Here is a 16,640-nt window from a genome sequence, read left to right as displayed (position 1 = left end):
GCTCTTGTAAATAGTTACACGATTGTCAAATGAATAGTAATAAAATGAGAATTAGATGAGAAAAGTTTAAGCCCATTTTCATATTGATGTTGTATACTGTGTAAATCAAGAACACTTGTATCTTTATTTAAAGTACAATGAGAAATAATAAGGAGAGAGTAATATGAATTACACAGTATTTCAATGGATTAATAACTTTGCTGGATCATCCAAGCTATTAGATACGCTAATGATCGCTATTACAAATAGTGTTCCATATGTAGCTATTCTATTCATGCTTATCCTATGGTTCAATAATGGAAAGAAAGAGAATGCAATTAGAAAACAATATACAGTGTTATATACGACACTTTCAGTTAGTATTGCATTATTAGTAAATGTTTTTATACATGCGGTATATTACCATCCGCGTCCTTTTATAACACATCATGTAAATCAATTAGTACCGCATGCAGCAGATTCATCATTTGTAAGTGATCATTCTGTACTTGTATTTTCGATTGCTTTCGTATTTATTCTAAGAGGAGAAAAACTTAAATATATCGCGCTTATCTGGGCAATATTAGTTGGTGTATCACGCATGTACGTAGGTGTTCATTATCCTCTAGATATACTTGGTGCTGCGTTCTTAACATTTATTACAAGCGGTTTAGTAATGCAAAGTACACGTATATTTGAGCCGTTAGCAAAATTTATTTTCAAAATGTATGCACTAGTAGCAAAACGAGTTCCTTTTTTAGCGAAATATAATCATATAGCTTAATCGTAAGAACCTACAAAAAGTAGGTTCTTTTTATTTGAAAATTCTTAAATTTCACTTACCGTATTTTATATTAAAAATATAAAATACGAAAAAACAGATAACAATGCAGCTAGTTTTCTTATTGTTATAGAGGAATTAGTAAAAAAACTTCGAAAAATATAGTATCTAATATAATAAAGAACATATTTAGTAGCGCATCTTTGCATTAATACATTGGAAAAGAAAGGAGATAAGTATGCATAAACTTCAAACGAATAAAGGCGCTCGATATATGATGATTGCTTTTATTGTCTTGTTTCTTACTATGCTTTTACGTATATTTTATATTCAAGCAGTAGGAGTCGTGCATAATGTTAATGTAAAAGATCTTGCGAATGAACAACAAAACAAAAATGGAGTTCTTGAAGCAAATCGCGGGACAATTTATGATCAAAACGGTAAAGTATTAGTCCAAGACTCAACGACATATCGCATCGTTGTAAACTTAAAAGGAAAAGATAAATTAAAAGATAAAGAAGATACTGCACAACGTTTAGCAGATGCGCTTGAAGTTGATAAAGAGGAGATCACGAAAAATTTTCATGAAGGACGTACGCAAGTTGAAATTGGTAAAATTGGACGTAACCTATCTAGAGAAGCGAAGGAAGAAATTAATAATTTGAAAATACCAGGTGTATCGTTTAGAACAGAAAAAGCCAGAGTATACCCAAATGAAGATTTCGCTTCGTATATACTTGGTTTTGCAAGACCAGACGATAAAGGTAATGCGAAGGGGAAGTTTGGGCTTGAAGAAAGTTTGGATAAATATTTACGCTCTACAAACGGAAATGTAGAATATGTAGGTTCACGAAAAGGTATCCCACTTACAAATGATATAGGAAAAGTAGAACCTGCTAAAAATGGAAATAACGTATATCTTACGCTTGATAAACAAATTAATAGTTTTTTAGAAGACGCGATGAATAAAGCGGAGCAACACTATGATCCTTCTATGCTAGTAGGAATTATCGCGGATCCAAAAACAGGTAAGATTTTAGCAATGTCTAGTAAGCCTAGTTATAATCCTAACAAAGGAGACATTGAATATTTTTTAAACGATCCAATTGCGAATGCATTCGAACCAGGGTCTACAATGAAAGTTTTTACATTAGCTGCTGCAATTAATGAAGGTGTATATAACGGGAAAGAATATTTTCAATCAGGAAAATACGCAGTTGGTTCAGCAGAGATTAAAGATCATAATGGTGGCTATGGATGGGGCTCAATTACATTTGATGAAGGGTTTGAACGGTCATCGAATGTTGCTTTTTCTATTTTAGAAGACCAGTTACTGAAACCAAATAAATTCAAGCAATATATGAATAAATTTGGTTTCGATCAAAAAACAGGGATAGATTTACCTGGAGAAAGTAAAAATACATTATTGTTAAATACTCAAATTCAACAAGTTACTACTTCTTTCGGCCAAGGCTCAACTATAACTCCTATTCAAATCGTACAAGCGGCCACAGCAATTGCAAATGACGGAAAAATGATGCAACCTTATATTGTTGATAAGGTTGTAAATCCAACAAATAAACAAGTTATTATGGAAAATCAACCGAAAGAAATTGGGAATCCGATAAAAAAAGAGACAGCAGATAAGGTAAGAAGCTTAATGGAGCGTGTTATAACGTCTTCAAAAGGGACAGGTACAATGTATAAAGTGGATGGTTATCCGATTGGTGGTAAAACAGGAACAGCGCAAATTCCGAATCCTGAAAATGGACGATATATGGAAGGGAAAGATAATTATATTTTTTCATTCTTAGGAATGGCTCCAATTGATGATCCAGAATTAGTCGTATATTTAGCCATTAAGCAACCTAAATTAAAAGGGAATGAATACGGTGCTCAGCCTCTTGCTGAAATTTTTAAACCAGTTATGAAAAACAGTCTAGAATATTTAAAAGTGAAACCATATACAGAAAAACAAATGACAGATGCAACGAAACAATCCCAATTAAAGGTACAAAATTATGAAAATCAATCGATGGTTACAGTAGAAAAAAGTGCAGAAAAAGAGAAACTTCAGCCAGTAATATTAGGAGAAGGAAAGCTAATAAAACAATATCCGCAGTCTGGCGAGGTAATGAGTGAAGGCGATCGTATATTTCTATTGGGGACTAACGCAAAAATGCCAAATTTAAAAGGTTGGTCAATGCGTGATGTTATGTATTTCTCTAAACTATTGAAATTAGATTTAAAAACTTCAGGTACGGGCTATGTAACAAATCAAAGTATTGAAAAAGGACAAGATTTACAAGAAGGTTATACTTTAGAATTAGAATTAGAACCGCCACTACAACCGTTAGCAGAGGCAAATACGAATTAATTCGGACACTTTGAAGGGTCTATATACAATAGGCCTTTTTTAGAGTTTCAAGTAATTTCACGCACCGTAATTTTTAGAAAAAATAATAAATAAAACCATTAACGATAGCACGACTTTAAATATCTGATTATTCGTTGTTTACAGTTAAATAAACATGTGATAATATGGGGGGAAATCAAATGCAGTGAAGAGAAGAGTAGATAAAATGAATTTTTCACAGGGAGCTCCATTTAGCTGAAAAGGAGTAAAAATTCTTTATTGAACCAAACCTCTGAGCAGCACATCGGAACCTATTATAAGGGGGTGATGTGACGGGAGCTCCCGTTATAGAGCTAAGGTATAAGCATGAACAATGCAGTACCTGATAAGTTTAATATGGCGACATATTAATAAACTAGGGTGGCACCGCGATGATAAATCTCGTCCCTAAGACTATAAGTCTTGGGGGGGGGATTTTTTATTGCTTTAAAATAATTAGGAAAGCGTGGGGCCTAAAGTGAAAAAAATACTTAAAGATTGGAAATATCCTTTATTGCTATTGTCCGGAGTTGGTATTGCGAATTTAGGTGCATGGATTTATTTAATAGCACTTAATGTACTTGTCTATAAAATGGGCGGCTCAGCCTTAGCTGTTGCTACTTTATATGTGATAAAACCATTAGCCACTTTATTTACAAACGCTTGGTCAGGAAGTTTGATAGACCGTTTAAATAAACGGAAGTTAATGATCCACCTAGATATATATCGCGTAATACTTATCGCTATTTTACCTTTACTTCCATCTCTTTGGAGTGTCTATCTCTTAGTATTCTTTATTAGCATGGCTAGTGCAATCTACGAGCCAACTGCCATGACATATATGATAAAACTAATTCCAGTAGACAAAAGACAACGTTTCAACTCACTGCGTAGTTTAATAGGATCTGGCGCTTTTTTAATTGGCCCAGCAGTTGCGGGGATATTATTAATAACTGGTACACCAGAGTTTGCAATATATATAAATGCGATAGCCTTTCTTATATCTGGTTTAATTACACTACTTTTACCTAATCTTGATAAGAAAGACAATAGTAATACATCTAGTAACAAGTTATCTCTTACTGTATTGAAAAAAGATTGGAACATAGTTTTAAATTTTAGTAAAAAATCTACGTATATCGTATGTGTATACTTCTTATTCCAGGGAATAATGGTATTAGCAACAGCTATTGATGCCCTTGAACTATCGTTTGCGAAAGAAATTTTACTACTAACAGATAGTGAATATGGTTTCCTAGTTAGCATTGCTGGTGCAGGTATTATTTTAGGGGCAATAATAAACACTATTTTGTCAAAAAAATTAGCAACTTCATTTCTTATTGGAGTAGGATCGCTATTCATCGCGATTGGTTATATGGTCTATGCTTTTTCAAATGGATTTTTAATAGCTGCAATTGGATTCTTTATATTATCTTTCTCTATGGCGTTTGCAAATACAGGGTATTACACATTTTATCAAAATAATGTTCCTGTTGATTTAATGGGACGAATTGGTAGTATTTACGGGCTTATCATTGCAATTATAACAATTTTTGTAACGATACTCTTCGGAGTAGCAACTCAATTTCTGTCCATTCAATTTGTAGTAACTGTAGGTGCATTTGTAATGCTATTAATAACTATCAAATTGTGTATATTTACTTTATTACCTTCAAGAATCAAAGTATATACAGCTGAATCCATAGATTCAAAATAATCTTCCTTCCTTTTTACAATTAATGGCACGTGAAAAAAGGGTTCTTTCATCTATATATTGAAAAATAATTAGGTGGAAGAACATTATTGGATAATAAGGGTGGTTGTCATGATCAATACAAATAATGAGGTTACGAAAATTATAAAAGAATTACACCAAGAATTAGAGTTTTCCGGGGTAATTTTAATTAAAAGAGAAAATGACATTATCTACGAAAATTCATTTGGATATGCTAACCGAAGTGAAGGTATACACAACACACTACAAACAAGATTCGGAATCGCTTCAGGATGTAAAATCTTCACTGCAATCGGCATATGTCAACTCGTTGGGAAAGGTTTACTTTCTTTTCATACAAAGTTAACAGATTGTTTAAGTATTGAATTTCCAAACTTCGATAAAGACATTACAATACATCAACTTTTAACGCATAGCTCTGGTATTCCGGATTATTTTGATGAAAGTGTTATGGATAATTTCGAGGATCTTTTGGAAAAAACGCCTATGTATCTATTAAAAGGTTTAAGAGACTTTTTGCCATTATTCCAAAACAGTAATATGATGTTTGCCCCAGGAAGTAAGTTTCACTACAACAATGCAGGTTTTATCATACTTGGATTAATTATAGAACAACAGTCCGGGCTTCAATTTGCGGAATATATAGAAAAAAAGATATTTGTTCCAGTTGGAATGAATGATTCGGGTTATTTTTCGCTAGATAATTTACCTAAAGATACAGCCATTGGATATATAAAAGATGGAAATAATCAAAAATGGAGAACAAATGCATACTCTATCCCTATTAAGGGAGGCGCTGATGGTGGTGCCTATGTTACTGCACCAGACATGTTGAAATTTTGGAAGTCTCTATTTAATAATGAAATATTAAGCTACCAATATACAAATTTACTTTTAACCCCTCATATTTTGGTGAATAATAGTCAGTCTTACGGTTATGGAATATGGATTGAGAAAAAACAGAATACCATTTTTAAATATCATGTAATGGGATATGATCCAGGCGTTAGTTTTCGCTCAGCCGTATACCCAGACTTAGGAATTACATTAGTTATTCCATCAAATAAAGGGGCAGGACCTGAAAAATTTATGGTAGAAATAGAAGGAGTTTTGTAATTACATGAATATAAAAATTAGAGCATATAAAAAAGAAGACGAAATAGGCTGGGTACGTTGCCGTGCGTTATCGTTTTTAGATACAGCATATTATGATAACGTATTTAGAGAGAAAGAAAAATATGAAAATCCTGCTATTGAATTAGTAGCTGTACACGAAAATCAAATAGTGGGTTTGATAGATATTGAATACGAATTAGAAGAACGTACTGTTTGTTCAAGAGGAACTGGTCTTGGGGGTATGATTTGGCATATTGCAGTTCATCCGGATTTCCGTAGAATGAAAATTGGTGATCAACTATTACATGAAGCAGAAAAGATAGCTAAAGAATTTAAGCTAAGTCGACTGGAAGCATGGACTATGGACGATCTATGGGTACATGGATGGTATGAAAAAAACGAATTTGTAAACGTAGATTCATATTTACATGTTTATTCCGATCATACAGACGAAATAAAAGGTGTAATAAATAGTAATATAAAACAGTTATATCCGGTTCAAACATTTGCTCATTACACAGGTAAAAATAAAGAAGAGATAAGGCAAAAGTTTAAACGGGTTCATGATTGTATCTGCTTTGAAAAATATTTTAGTTAATGCGTGATAAGCAATAAATTAAAAACCTTCGTTTAATTTACAAAATGAAGGTTTTCTTTAATGGACTGTAATTCTATACAGATAAAAATCAAATTATACGCACATAAATTTTTCAGTTGGATATTTAAGTTGCAATTCGCATGGTTATATATAAAAATAACGATATATAGTTTTGATATTGATCTGAAGGCATGTGTTAGCAGTTTGCATATGATCAGCGGTAGTGTGTTTATTGTTTTGGGAGTTATCTGTTATTTGATTGTACGAAGTATTTTAATTGGGATGAAAAATAAAAAGCATGTAAATTGGTGGAAAGAATTAATTAGTTTTCTATTTGTAGTATACATTTGTATGGTTGTTGCAGTAACTTTATTCCCTTTACCAATTGGCTTTCCTTCTAGTATTGAAAATCTTAGTCGTTCAGTCAATATTATCCCCTTTGCATCAATTATTAAAGATATTGGTCAAATAGGGAGTGCTTATGATGGTGATGTTCTATTTATGACTAGTTTAATCGTAAGAAATGTAGGCGGGAATATTTTATTATTAATGCCTTTAGGGTTTTTAGCACCAATAATATGGGATACATGTAAAAAGATCAAAAATATAATTTTATTAGGTTTTGTTATATCAGTTTGTATTGAAATATTACAATTAATTGAGTCGTTATTTAGTGGATGGAGTCGCATTACTGATATTGATGATGTAATCTGTAACGTTCTAGGTTCTATTCTTGGATTTATTATTTATAAAATGGCTTTAAAAATAGCTGCTAAATTTAACATTCAAGCATTAGATAAGGCTAATTCTAAAGGTGTAGAATCTATTGATAACTAAAAGTTTAAACGAGTTCATGGATATACTTGTTTTGAATAAAGGTATTAAAAGACGTACGAGTAAAAAGTACGTCTTTTTACTTTTATAAATAATGCTTAAGACTGATGGAAGATTACATTCCATACTTTACAATTAAAAGTGGCTATTGCATTTCAAGTATGGAATAAAGAAAGGAGAATATAATTTTTAAAGGGAAACGTGTAAATAGGGGGAATTTAATTGGATATTATCGTTGTTATTCTTATTATCGTTTTAATGCAAGGTAAAGAACGTAAAGTGAAAATTAATCGTATTTGGCTAGTTCCAGCTTTATTGTGCTATGTAACAGTTCAGTCCATTGTTCACATGGAACAAGTAACTTTATTGCAAGGACTTCTCTTCGTTGCAATGCTTGGAATTGGATTGGCACTTGGAATTATTAGGGGAAAAACTTTAACATTTCGATTAGATAGTGAAACAGGTCATGTACTACGAAAAGGAAATTGGTTAAGTACAATTATCCTTCTTGTTATTTTAGGAGCAAAAATTATAGTTAAACAAAGTATGTTTTCTGGTAGTACGCACCAGACATTAATGGTTGTAACAAATGCCTTTTTATGTATTACATTAGGTACCGTGATTAGTAGACGTTATTATATTTGGAAAAAACATAATGAATTAACACGAAAAGCATAAATACATTCATCTCTTGTTTAACAATACTGTGAACGGTAATACTAAATAACATTGAACTTTTAGAACAAGGGATGATAATATGATATTCATTTACACAGATTTCGGCGGAACGCATACAACCTCGCTAGCTGCAGCTTATCATTTGAATAAATTACCAACTGATCGGAAGTTAACGAAAGAAGAAATTTTAAATGTGGAGTACTTTAATAAATTGAAAACAGAAGATATGGGGAAAATTATTTTTCATGGACAAGATGAATATGGGAATCCCGTATATACAATTGGGTGCGGGGCATCAAAGGTCGTTGTACCTGCGATGAAGCATTTAGGAGAAATTCTACAAAAACATTATCAAAACCATGATAAGATTATTTTTTCTAATACATCACCAACAGTACCATTGCCAATGACTTTGGGCGGTTTGTTTTCTAGAAGATTTCATATTGATTTTATTGGTGTACCGTTACTCGTATGGGGAGCAAAAATTTGCTGTGATAACATCCAGCGGCTTGTCAATTATACGAAAGAAGCGGGGCGAATGACGAATGATTATGTTGTTATTTTAGATAATGAAACATTTAAGTAATGTAATGTTAAAAGAAGACCGGAAAAATTTGTGGTTTTCTTTTTTTATGACAAATAGACAAAAAACATTCACATTTATTATACATCTACTATAGCCAAAATAATAAAGTCCTGTTACTATTACAGGGGATATCCTCTTTTCGTAAAATGAATATATAGAAAAGTCAGAAAAGAGGAACAGAATAAGGGAGGAACAACATGAAGCGTGTTGCTTGGTTTACTGATAGTACAACTGCGAGTTTTACAACAGATGGTGATAACTTTGTTATCCCAATTGAAGTTATTATTGATGGAGTGTCTTATAAGGATTGTGAAGAAGGAGTTCATAAACGTCTTTATGAAGCGTTAAATGACGGAAGAACAGTTACTACTTCGCAACCTAACATAGGGGAAATGGTAGAATTATTTACTAAATGCAAAGAAAAATATGAAGAAGGCTTTGCAGTTGCTATTAGCGGAAAAGTAAGTGGGACCTATCAAAATATGAAGCTAGCTGCTGATATGGCAGGTTTCCCTTTAACTGTATTAGATAGTGAAACGACAAGTTATCCAATGGATGAACTTTTGAGAAAAGCTAAAACGTTATACAATGATGGTATGACTTTACAAGATATACATAAAACATTAGTAGATGAAAAAAGAAGGCCTTTTTATGTATTTCCAAAAAGCTTAAAAGGTTTATACGCAAGTGGTCGAGTAAAGGGAGTTCAATTTTTACTTGGAAGTTTATTAAGTGTCAACTTAATCTTAGAAGTAAAAGGCGGAGAACTTTTACTTGAAAAGAAAGTGCGTAAAATCCAAAAATGTAGAGAATACATTAAAAATGAGCTTGAAAAAGAATTACCTAAAGTACTTCATATGTTCTATGCTAACGATAAAGATGGAGCTGAAGAATGGATTTCAGATATTAAACAAGCATTCCCTGAAATGGATTTCAAACTGTATCCATTGCCAATTTCATTTGCTGTACATGCAGGTGAAGGTACAATAGCAATTAGTTACTAAAAGTAAAACCCGTGAGTCATTCACGGGTTTTTTATTATATAAAACCTTAATTACATCATCCACGTATCATAAATAATAATGTATAGATAAAAGGATTTTCTCCTTTTAAAAAAGAAGTATGTATAAACAAAAATTATAATGGTAGTGATATTATGAAAATCGGAAAGTTTGGAGAAATAAATAATATAAGTATAGATACGATTAGACATTATATGGATCTCGGACTGATTATTCCTGAAAAGAAGGGTGGCCACTATTTTTTTGATGAGTATTGTCAAAAAGATGTAGAGCTTATATTAGAGTATAAATGGCTAGGTTTTAGCTTGAATGAAATTAAAGAACTTTTTCTTTATAAAAATTTAGCAAAATCTATGAATTACGAAAAAGATACTTTTTACCAATCTTTATTTAAAGTGAAATATGAAAAGATTGAACAGGAAATACAAATTTTAGAGGAGAGAAGAGATAAATTAAAGGAGGTGTTAAATGGTTTATCTATAACAAATGAAACTCCGAATTCTATTATAGGGATAGATTTAAGCGTACTTCAGTTACTTACATGTTCTAAGTGTAGCGAAAAGCTAATTCTTCAAAATGGAATTATTAATAACAATCAAATTATAGAGGGGAATTTGACTTGTAACTGCGGTGAAGAATACGTTATTATTTCAGGGATTATAACAGCTGGTAAATTATTTAAAGTATATGAGCGCACGTCACTTGAAGATTCTATTTCGGATTATATCCATGAAACTGATACTGCATATTTGGAAAATATGAATAGAGAAGGAGAATGGGCAAAAAAGAAACTATTACAATTAGATTTAAATAACAAAATACTACTTGATATAGGATCGGGTCTTGGGTTCTTTTTGCGAAACATTTATGAAGAACTACCCGAAGATTGCTTATTTATTGCAGTTGATCGAGATTTGAATAAACTACTATTTTTAAAAGATGTATTAGAGAGAAGAAACCCGAAAAGAAACATTCTTTTTATTTGTACTGATTTTTTGAATATACCTATTAAGAATCAGTCTGTTGATATTGTAATTGATCAGTCTGGTACTAGCAATTATAGTTTTGAGCATGAGAATTTTTTACTTCACGAATTAAATTCTCTTTTAAAACCTAATTGTCATTTATTAAGTTTATTTATTTTATTTAAAAATTTTAGCATAAACAGCCAAATTATAACTAGATTTCGAGAGAATTTTACACTTTTAAAAGTAACGAAAGAAATCCAAAATCTACATTTTCAATCCATAGATGAAAGAACTTCAAATTATTTGGAACGAGGCGGAAAATACGAGAATTTCTTTGTTCAAGGAGAAGAAATTTATACATATTCATTTTTCGGAAAAAGATGGGGTTGACCCCATCTTTTTTTATTTTCTTTTAAAAATTTTAAATTTGCACATATTGATATTGGGTTGACCCGAGAACTTACACTGTACGTAATACAAAATTAAGCGGGAGGAAAAAAGTTATGGGGAGTTTACGAATACATTCACAGAATGAGAAAGGTAATCAGGAACTAAGAAACATTTGTCTCTATTCAATTGGGAAAACAGTATCAATATTTGGTAGCTCTATTTATAGTTTCGCATTAGGATTATATGTTTTACAAATAACCGGATCAGCATTAAATTTCGCGATTACGCTCATATTAGGGACTATTCCAATGATTGTTATGAATCCATTTGCCGGTGTAATTGCAGATAAGGTTGATAAAAAGAAGTTGGTTGTTTGTATGGATTTATTAAATGGAAGCTTATTAATCGCTGTTTATATATTAAGCAGCAATTATGGATTAAACTTATTCATCATTTATGCTACAACCTTTTTTATGTCGGTATTTACAACATTCTTTGGGATAGGGTTAGAAGCCGCAAAACCAAATATCGTCTCTAAAGAGAGTTTAATGAGTATTAACTCTATAAGTAAAATTATCGATTCTGTATCTTTAATTCTCGGTCCTATGTTAGGTGGCATCGTTTTCGCTGTATTAGATATAAAAACTTTTATAATTATAAACGGTATTTCATTTATTCTTTCGGGTATATCCATATTATTTATTCATTTTAAACTGTTCGAGTTCAACATAAATGAGGAATGCTCAAAACGGAGAATTAATTTTATTAAAGATATAAAAGAGGGGTTTTCATACTTAATTGAAAAGGAAAGCTTAAAGAATACGTTTCGAATTTTAATTTCACTTAATTTCTTCTTAGGGTTTGCTGTAACTGTTCCATTTCCATACATTATTAACACAGTTCTCAATCTTAGTTCTAAGCAATTTGGTATCATTCAAGGGACTTTTCCAGTAGGGATGATAATTGGTGCAATTTTAGTAAAAAAGATAACTGATCGTTTTTCTTACTCTTATCTTTTGAAAAAGCTAAGTTCTATGCTGGCAGTTTTTATGGTTATTTCAGGAATTCCAGTTTTATTCAAAAGTTTTGAAGTAAATGATTTTGTATACGTTATTACGTATTGTGTTGTTATGTTCTTTTTAGGGCTTATTATAGCGCTCATTGATATTCCTTTAATTTATTTCATGCAAAAAGAGATTTCCGATGAATATAGGGGAAGAGTGCTCAGTATTGGATTAAGTATAGGTAAAATGATGCAGCCAATAGCACTGGCATTATCAGGTCTATTATTAAATTATATTCCAGCCTACACGCTTCCAATTGCAGGAGGGATAGTATTTCTTATTTTGAATAAGGCTTACTCAAATAAGTTGAATTTAGAAATTCATTCAAAAGATTATAGTGTTTAACGTAACTAAATGATATTGTTAAATGTTTAAAAAGCGCAGGATGATGATCCTGCGCTTTTCTATCGTAATTCAGCTGTCTTTCTAATAACAATCTTATCAATATCATCCTCTTCATCACCAATAAATAATCCTCGTTCTATTAAGTATGTTTCAAAGTATAAATCTGCTTCAGCGCGTTCACCGTAAGGCTTTACAGATAGAACGAAACCTAATTTATTTTGTTCCTCTAAATGAGAAGTGGAGATGTATGCCGGTACATTATGGCGTAAAAAGAGTTCTTTAACCGGAATAATCATATCTTTCATTAATTTTGTTAACATACCCATTTCAAACTCAAAATTAAAGCGATCTATACTAGATAAATCCGCGAATACTACACCAATAAAACCTGTATTAAATACTTCTTGATATTCAACGTCTTCATTACCGTAAAAATTCTTTTCAATTAAATAATTTATAAAGTAAGCAACGCCATCACTTTGTTCAAAAGGTTTTGTTGAAAGAACAAAACCAATTTTCTTTTGTTTATGTAAATACACACATGACATGTATGCAGAGATATTATGTTCTTTAAATAACGCACTCGTTGCTCCAGATAGACCATCTAGTACATGATGAACAATTTGAAGTTTTTTACGAGCGAAATAATAGGATTTCTTTTGTAACTCCAATGTATCAATAAAGACAGAGCCGATAAAGCCTGTATTTGAAATAATAGGTGTTTGCTTTTTTCTTCCTCTGCGCTTTGTTTGAGTCATTGTTAAAATCATCCCTTCATGTACAAATAAATTAAAAAGAACGTTTGTTCGTATACCTATATTTTACTATTAAAACGCTCTAAAGTAAAGGGTTTTTGACGAAAAAACAATAAAAAAGACACCTGTAAAAGGTGTCTTAAACGCTGTAGGGAATAGGGTTCATCCCGATTATTTATATTATGATACAGAAACAATCTCTTCTGTATCTTCTACATCTAAATGACAGTCCATAGTACGAACATCTTGATCTTCATGACTTCCGAAATAAATAGTAATTTTCATATGTATCGCTCCTTTATTCTAGGAATACCTAAAATAATTACTAGTAATGTTAATATTTATTATATACCACTTTTTTCATTCCGACAATGTTATATCATTTTTAATTCTTTTAGGGCGCAAAGAGTGATTTATAGAGATATTTTTATAGAAATAGGTACATTTCTTATATGTTATATTTAATACTGAAGGATTCGAATACGAATTTTTATGAAAGGAGCAAAAATTAATGAATTATAAACAGTTACTAATAGATAATTTCACATATAAAACCTCATATATTGCGCGGCAGGTACATGGAATGGATGTAAAAGAAACGAAGGATTATATTACTGTCGACTGCGGATTACCTGCAGATACATTTAATATTATTACACTACTAAATAGTAATGTAACGGAAGGGATCGAGAAATTATATAAGGAGGTAGAATGCTATAATCAAAAAAATTTCCAATGAGTGTTTGGTTTTGGGATGATAAGCAAGAACAGACTATAAAAAGCGAATTAATCAAACTTGGTTTAAAAGAAGCAGAACAGAATATCGCGATGGTAGCAGACTTAAGAAAAATTCATCCAACAATAGACATTCCAGTAGGTTTTACAATACAAAATGCAACATCGCCAGAACAAATACAACAATTTGGCGAAACGTTAGCAGATCTATTCGGTACATCAGCAGAAGGTATTCACGTTCAAGCATACTATAATCAAATTTCTTCTTTAGATTTATGGAATAGTGATGACATGAAACTATACTTAGGTCTTTATAAAGGTGAGGTCGTATCGGCTGGCTCTTTAGTATGTACGAAAGATAGTGTCGGTATTTATGATATAGCGACTAAAGAAGATATGAGAGGACAAGGATTCGGCTCTACTATGTTTAATTTCTTGCTGCAAGAAGCTAAACAACTAAAAAATACGTATTGTGTATTACAAGCTTCACCTGATGGAATAAATATTTATAAAAAATCCGGCTTTCAAGCTGTAGGACAAATGACTGTTTTTGAAAATCGTCATTTATTTGAGTAAATGATCAAGTCAAATTGTTTTAAATATAGGAGTTAACATACTGTTATGAACAAAATATCTCTAATTACAATCATTTGTTTCTTCATAGTAATAAGCATCTTTGTTTTTCAACAAGTAAATGAACATAATTATATAAAAGCTACTAATCAATCAAATCATATAAAAAACATTGCACATAGAGGTGCTTCTGCATATGCACCAGAACATACAATAGCAGCTTATAAATTAGGGCGACAATTAAAGGGTGATTACATAGAAATAGATCTTCAAATGACAAAAGATGGACATTTAATAGCTATGCATGATGAAACATTAAACCGTACAACTAACGGTATGGGATTAGTTAAAGAACATACATTAGAAGAAATAAAGAAACTAAATGCAGGTTCTTTTTTCAATAAAAAGCATCCAAATTTAGCAAAAAAAGAATTTGAAGATGCTAAAGTTCCAACACTAGAAGAAATTATTGAAACGTTTGGACATAATGCTAACTATTATATCGAAACAAAATCACCAGATGAATATCCTGGAATGGAAGAAAAACTATTAGAAATTATAAATCGCTACCAAATAAATGATAAAGCTATTATTCAATCATTTAGTGAAGAAAGTCTGCGAAAGATTCATAATTTAAATACCAATATACCGCTAGTACAATTATTATCATATAAAAAATCAGTTCAATTAACAGAATCAGAAATAGAAAAGTATAAAACATACTGCATGGGTCTTGGCATGAACTACAAATATATTGATGCAGCTTATGTTAAAAAAATAAAGAAATATGAATTAGAAGTTCATCCATTTACAGTAGATAATGAAAAAGATATGAAAAAATTACTTTCTTGGGGCGTCGATGGGATGTTTACTAATTATCCAGATCGTTTGCAGTCAATATTGGATTTAAAAAATCATAAGTAAAAAGAAGCCCCCGCTAGGAAATGATGTACAGCTGTTTTCCTGACGGTAACATAATTAAATACCTTGAGCCGAAGTTTAAATAACTATGCAAAAGAGAGACCAAAAAGAATCCAATAAAAATATTGGATTCTTTTTATTTAGTTCTATGCACCCATCGTGAAACAATAGGATAATGAAACTCTTTATTTTGTAATTCATATAAAATCCCTTTAAGTGGTCCTAAAATTACAGCAGCTAAAAGTATTATATATAGTGGAATTGTTCCAAAAATAACAAATAAGGAATTTGTACTCAAGTCAATGTGTAATAAGGAAAGCATGAGTGTACGGACTACTACGAAGTTCCAAAGAAATACAGCGAGCCATACTCCAAATTGGAAAAGGGCTGATTCTAGATTCATTTCTTTTATACTTTGTGATTTGAAAACGAAATAAAGTATGAGCGGTATAAAGAAAAGTGTATTACCAAAGAGGAAAAAGGCCAAGAAAGATAATAAAGTAATTCCATGTATCGCTAGTTTAATGTTTTTATCTTGTGATAGTATCATTAAAATCCTCCTATATTTAATTTAGATGGTAAAAAACAATACAACCCATTATATCATAGGAAACATGGAATAAAAATGAACTAGAAAGTAATCAAAATGTAACTAATTTTTCCTCTGTTTTTTATATTTTTTTGATACACTGGCTACGAGAGGAATGCCAATTAAGGTAGGTAAAAACCAAAACCATATAGGCGGCAGTAAATTAATAATTGGAATATGAATGCCGACGTTTACTAAAAGCGCAGTTACCGCACCGATATAAGAGCCTAACATACCTCTAATATGGTGGCGAATCCAATTTTTCCAACGCTTTTTTCTTGCAAGGTAGCCATAAATTGCAAATGAATAAGAGAAAATTGCTACATAAAATAAATATGCGATTTTATCCCAGTTTATAATGGATAATAGTATTGCAGTAAGGGTGATGACAACATACGATGCATGATATATTTCGCCCCATTCCGTATGTTTTCCTTTCTTTTTTTGAGCAACCATCGCTACAATACCAGTAATTAAACATATGGTTCCAAATAATATGTGTATGGTCAAAAGAATGTTGAAAATGCTCATGAAAGTTCCTCCTTTTTTTTTATAGTATTGCAGTATAGGAGAAAA

The 16,640-nt window shown here is 31.3% G+C and carries 15 protein-coding genes, 1 pseudogene and 1 other annotated feature; of the genes and pseudogenes, 13 read left to right on the top strand and 3 right to left on the bottom strand.

The window, feature by feature from the left end:
* The first annotated feature begins 163 nt into the window (after positions 1-163).
* The 11 genes from KPL75_RS27210 to KPL75_RS27160 all read left to right on the top strand — a co-directional run bounded on the left by KPL75_RS27210 (position 164) and on the right by KPL75_RS27160 (position 12,491).
* Positions 164-763, top strand: coding sequence for an undecaprenyl-diphosphatase (locus tag KPL75_RS27210; protein WP_128854506.1), 600 nt, complete (start codon positions 164-166; stop codon positions 761-763).
* 235 nt (positions 764-998) lie between these two features.
* Positions 999-3,137: a penicillin-binding protein gene (locus tag KPL75_RS27205; protein ID WP_219918798.1), complete on the top strand. Its 2,139-nt coding sequence runs from the start codon at positions 999-1,001 to the stop codon at positions 3,135-3,137.
* 175 nt (positions 3,138-3,312) lie between these two features.
* Positions 3,313-3,568, top strand: a binding site (T-box leader).
* Positions 3,569-3,633: 65 nt separating this feature from the next.
* Positions 3,634-4,872 carry an MFS transporter gene (locus KPL75_RS27200; protein ID WP_219918796.1) on the top strand — a complete coding sequence of 413 codons (1,239 nt, stop codon included), beginning with the start codon at positions 3,634-3,636 and terminating at the stop codon, positions 4,870-4,872.
* A 108-nt stretch (positions 4,873-4,980) separates the two neighbouring features.
* Positions 4,981-6,006: a serine hydrolase domain-containing protein gene (locus tag KPL75_RS27195; protein WP_219918794.1), complete on the top strand. Its 1,026-nt coding sequence runs from the start codon at positions 4,981-4,983 to the stop codon at positions 6,004-6,006.
* Between the two features lie 4 nt (positions 6,007-6,010).
* Entirely contained in the window at positions 6,011-6,604 is a 594-nt protein-coding gene (locus KPL75_RS27190; protein WP_219918792.1) for a GNAT family N-acetyltransferase, read from the top strand.
* 210 nt (positions 6,605-6,814) lie between these two features.
* A complete protein-coding gene (locus KPL75_RS27185) occupies positions 6,815-7,441 on the top strand; it encodes a VanZ family protein (RefSeq protein ID WP_375141013.1) in 627 nt (208 codons plus the stop codon).
* A 219-nt stretch (positions 7,442-7,660) separates the two neighbouring features.
* Positions 7,661-8,116 carry a CcdC protein domain-containing protein gene (locus KPL75_RS27180; RefSeq protein WP_219918791.1) on the top strand — a complete coding sequence of 152 codons (456 nt, stop codon included), beginning with the start codon at positions 7,661-7,663 and terminating at the stop codon, positions 8,114-8,116.
* Positions 8,117-8,195: 79 nt separating this feature from the next.
* The gene (locus tag KPL75_RS27175; RefSeq protein ID WP_105584825.1) at positions 8,196-8,702 is read left to right on the top strand and encodes a DUF3189 family protein; all 507 of its coding nucleotides are present in this window, start codon (positions 8,196-8,198) and stop codon (positions 8,700-8,702) included.
* Between the two features lie 197 nt (positions 8,703-8,899).
* Positions 8,900-9,706 (top strand): DegV family protein, encoded by an 807-nt coding sequence (locus KPL75_RS27170; RefSeq protein WP_219918789.1) that lies wholly within the window; start codon positions 8,900-8,902, stop codon positions 9,704-9,706.
* A gap of 152 nt (positions 9,707-9,858) precedes the next feature.
* Positions 9,859-11,082: a methyltransferase domain-containing protein gene (locus tag KPL75_RS27165; protein WP_219918787.1), complete on the top strand. Its 1,224-nt coding sequence runs from the start codon at positions 9,859-9,861 to the stop codon at positions 11,080-11,082.
* 113 nt (positions 11,083-11,195) lie between these two features.
* Entirely contained in the window at positions 11,196-12,491 is a 1,296-nt protein-coding gene (locus tag KPL75_RS27160) for an MFS transporter (RefSeq protein WP_219918785.1), read from the top strand.
* 59 nt (positions 12,492-12,550) lie between these two features.
* Here KPL75_RS27160 and KPL75_RS27155 read toward each other — a convergent pair whose 3' ends face one another.
* The gene (locus tag KPL75_RS27155) at positions 12,551-13,249 is read right to left on the bottom strand and encodes a hypothetical protein (RefSeq protein ID WP_219918783.1); all 699 of its coding nucleotides are present in this window, start codon (positions 13,247-13,249) and stop codon (positions 12,551-12,553) included.
* Between the two features lie 508 nt (positions 13,250-13,757).
* Between KPL75_RS27155 and KPL75_RS27150 the strand changes: the two are divergent.
* Both KPL75_RS27150 and KPL75_RS27145 read left to right on the top strand, forming a co-directional pair.
* A pseudogene (locus tag KPL75_RS27150) lies at positions 13,758-14,557 on the top strand (GNAT family N-acetyltransferase).
* Between the two features lie 45 nt (positions 14,558-14,602).
* Complete coding sequence (locus tag KPL75_RS27145; RefSeq protein WP_219918781.1) at positions 14,603-15,478, top strand: glycerophosphodiester phosphodiesterase; 876 nt, start codon at positions 14,603-14,605, stop codon at positions 15,476-15,478.
* Between the two features lie 133 nt (positions 15,479-15,611).
* Here the strand turns inward: KPL75_RS27145 and KPL75_RS27140 are convergent, their stop codons facing one another.
* Both KPL75_RS27140 and KPL75_RS27135 read right to left on the bottom strand, forming a co-directional pair.
* Positions 15,612-16,025, bottom strand: a complete 414-nt coding sequence (locus KPL75_RS27140; protein WP_219918779.1) for a magnetosome magnetite crystal formation protein family — start codon at positions 16,023-16,025, stop codon at positions 15,612-15,614.
* Positions 16,026-16,127: 102 nt separating this feature from the next.
* Complete coding sequence (locus KPL75_RS27135; protein WP_113936383.1) at positions 16,128-16,595, bottom strand: DUF2306 domain-containing protein; 468 nt, start codon at positions 16,593-16,595, stop codon at positions 16,128-16,130.
* Positions 16,596-16,640: the final 45 nt, after the last annotated feature.

Origin of the sequence: Bacillus sp. NP247 (genome assembly GCF_018966865.1) — a bacterium.
In the GTDB taxonomy this organism is placed as follows: domain Bacteria; phylum Bacillota; class Bacilli; order Bacillales; family Bacillaceae_G; genus Bacillus_A.
This window is presented reverse-complemented; position numbering and strand designations above follow the sequence as displayed.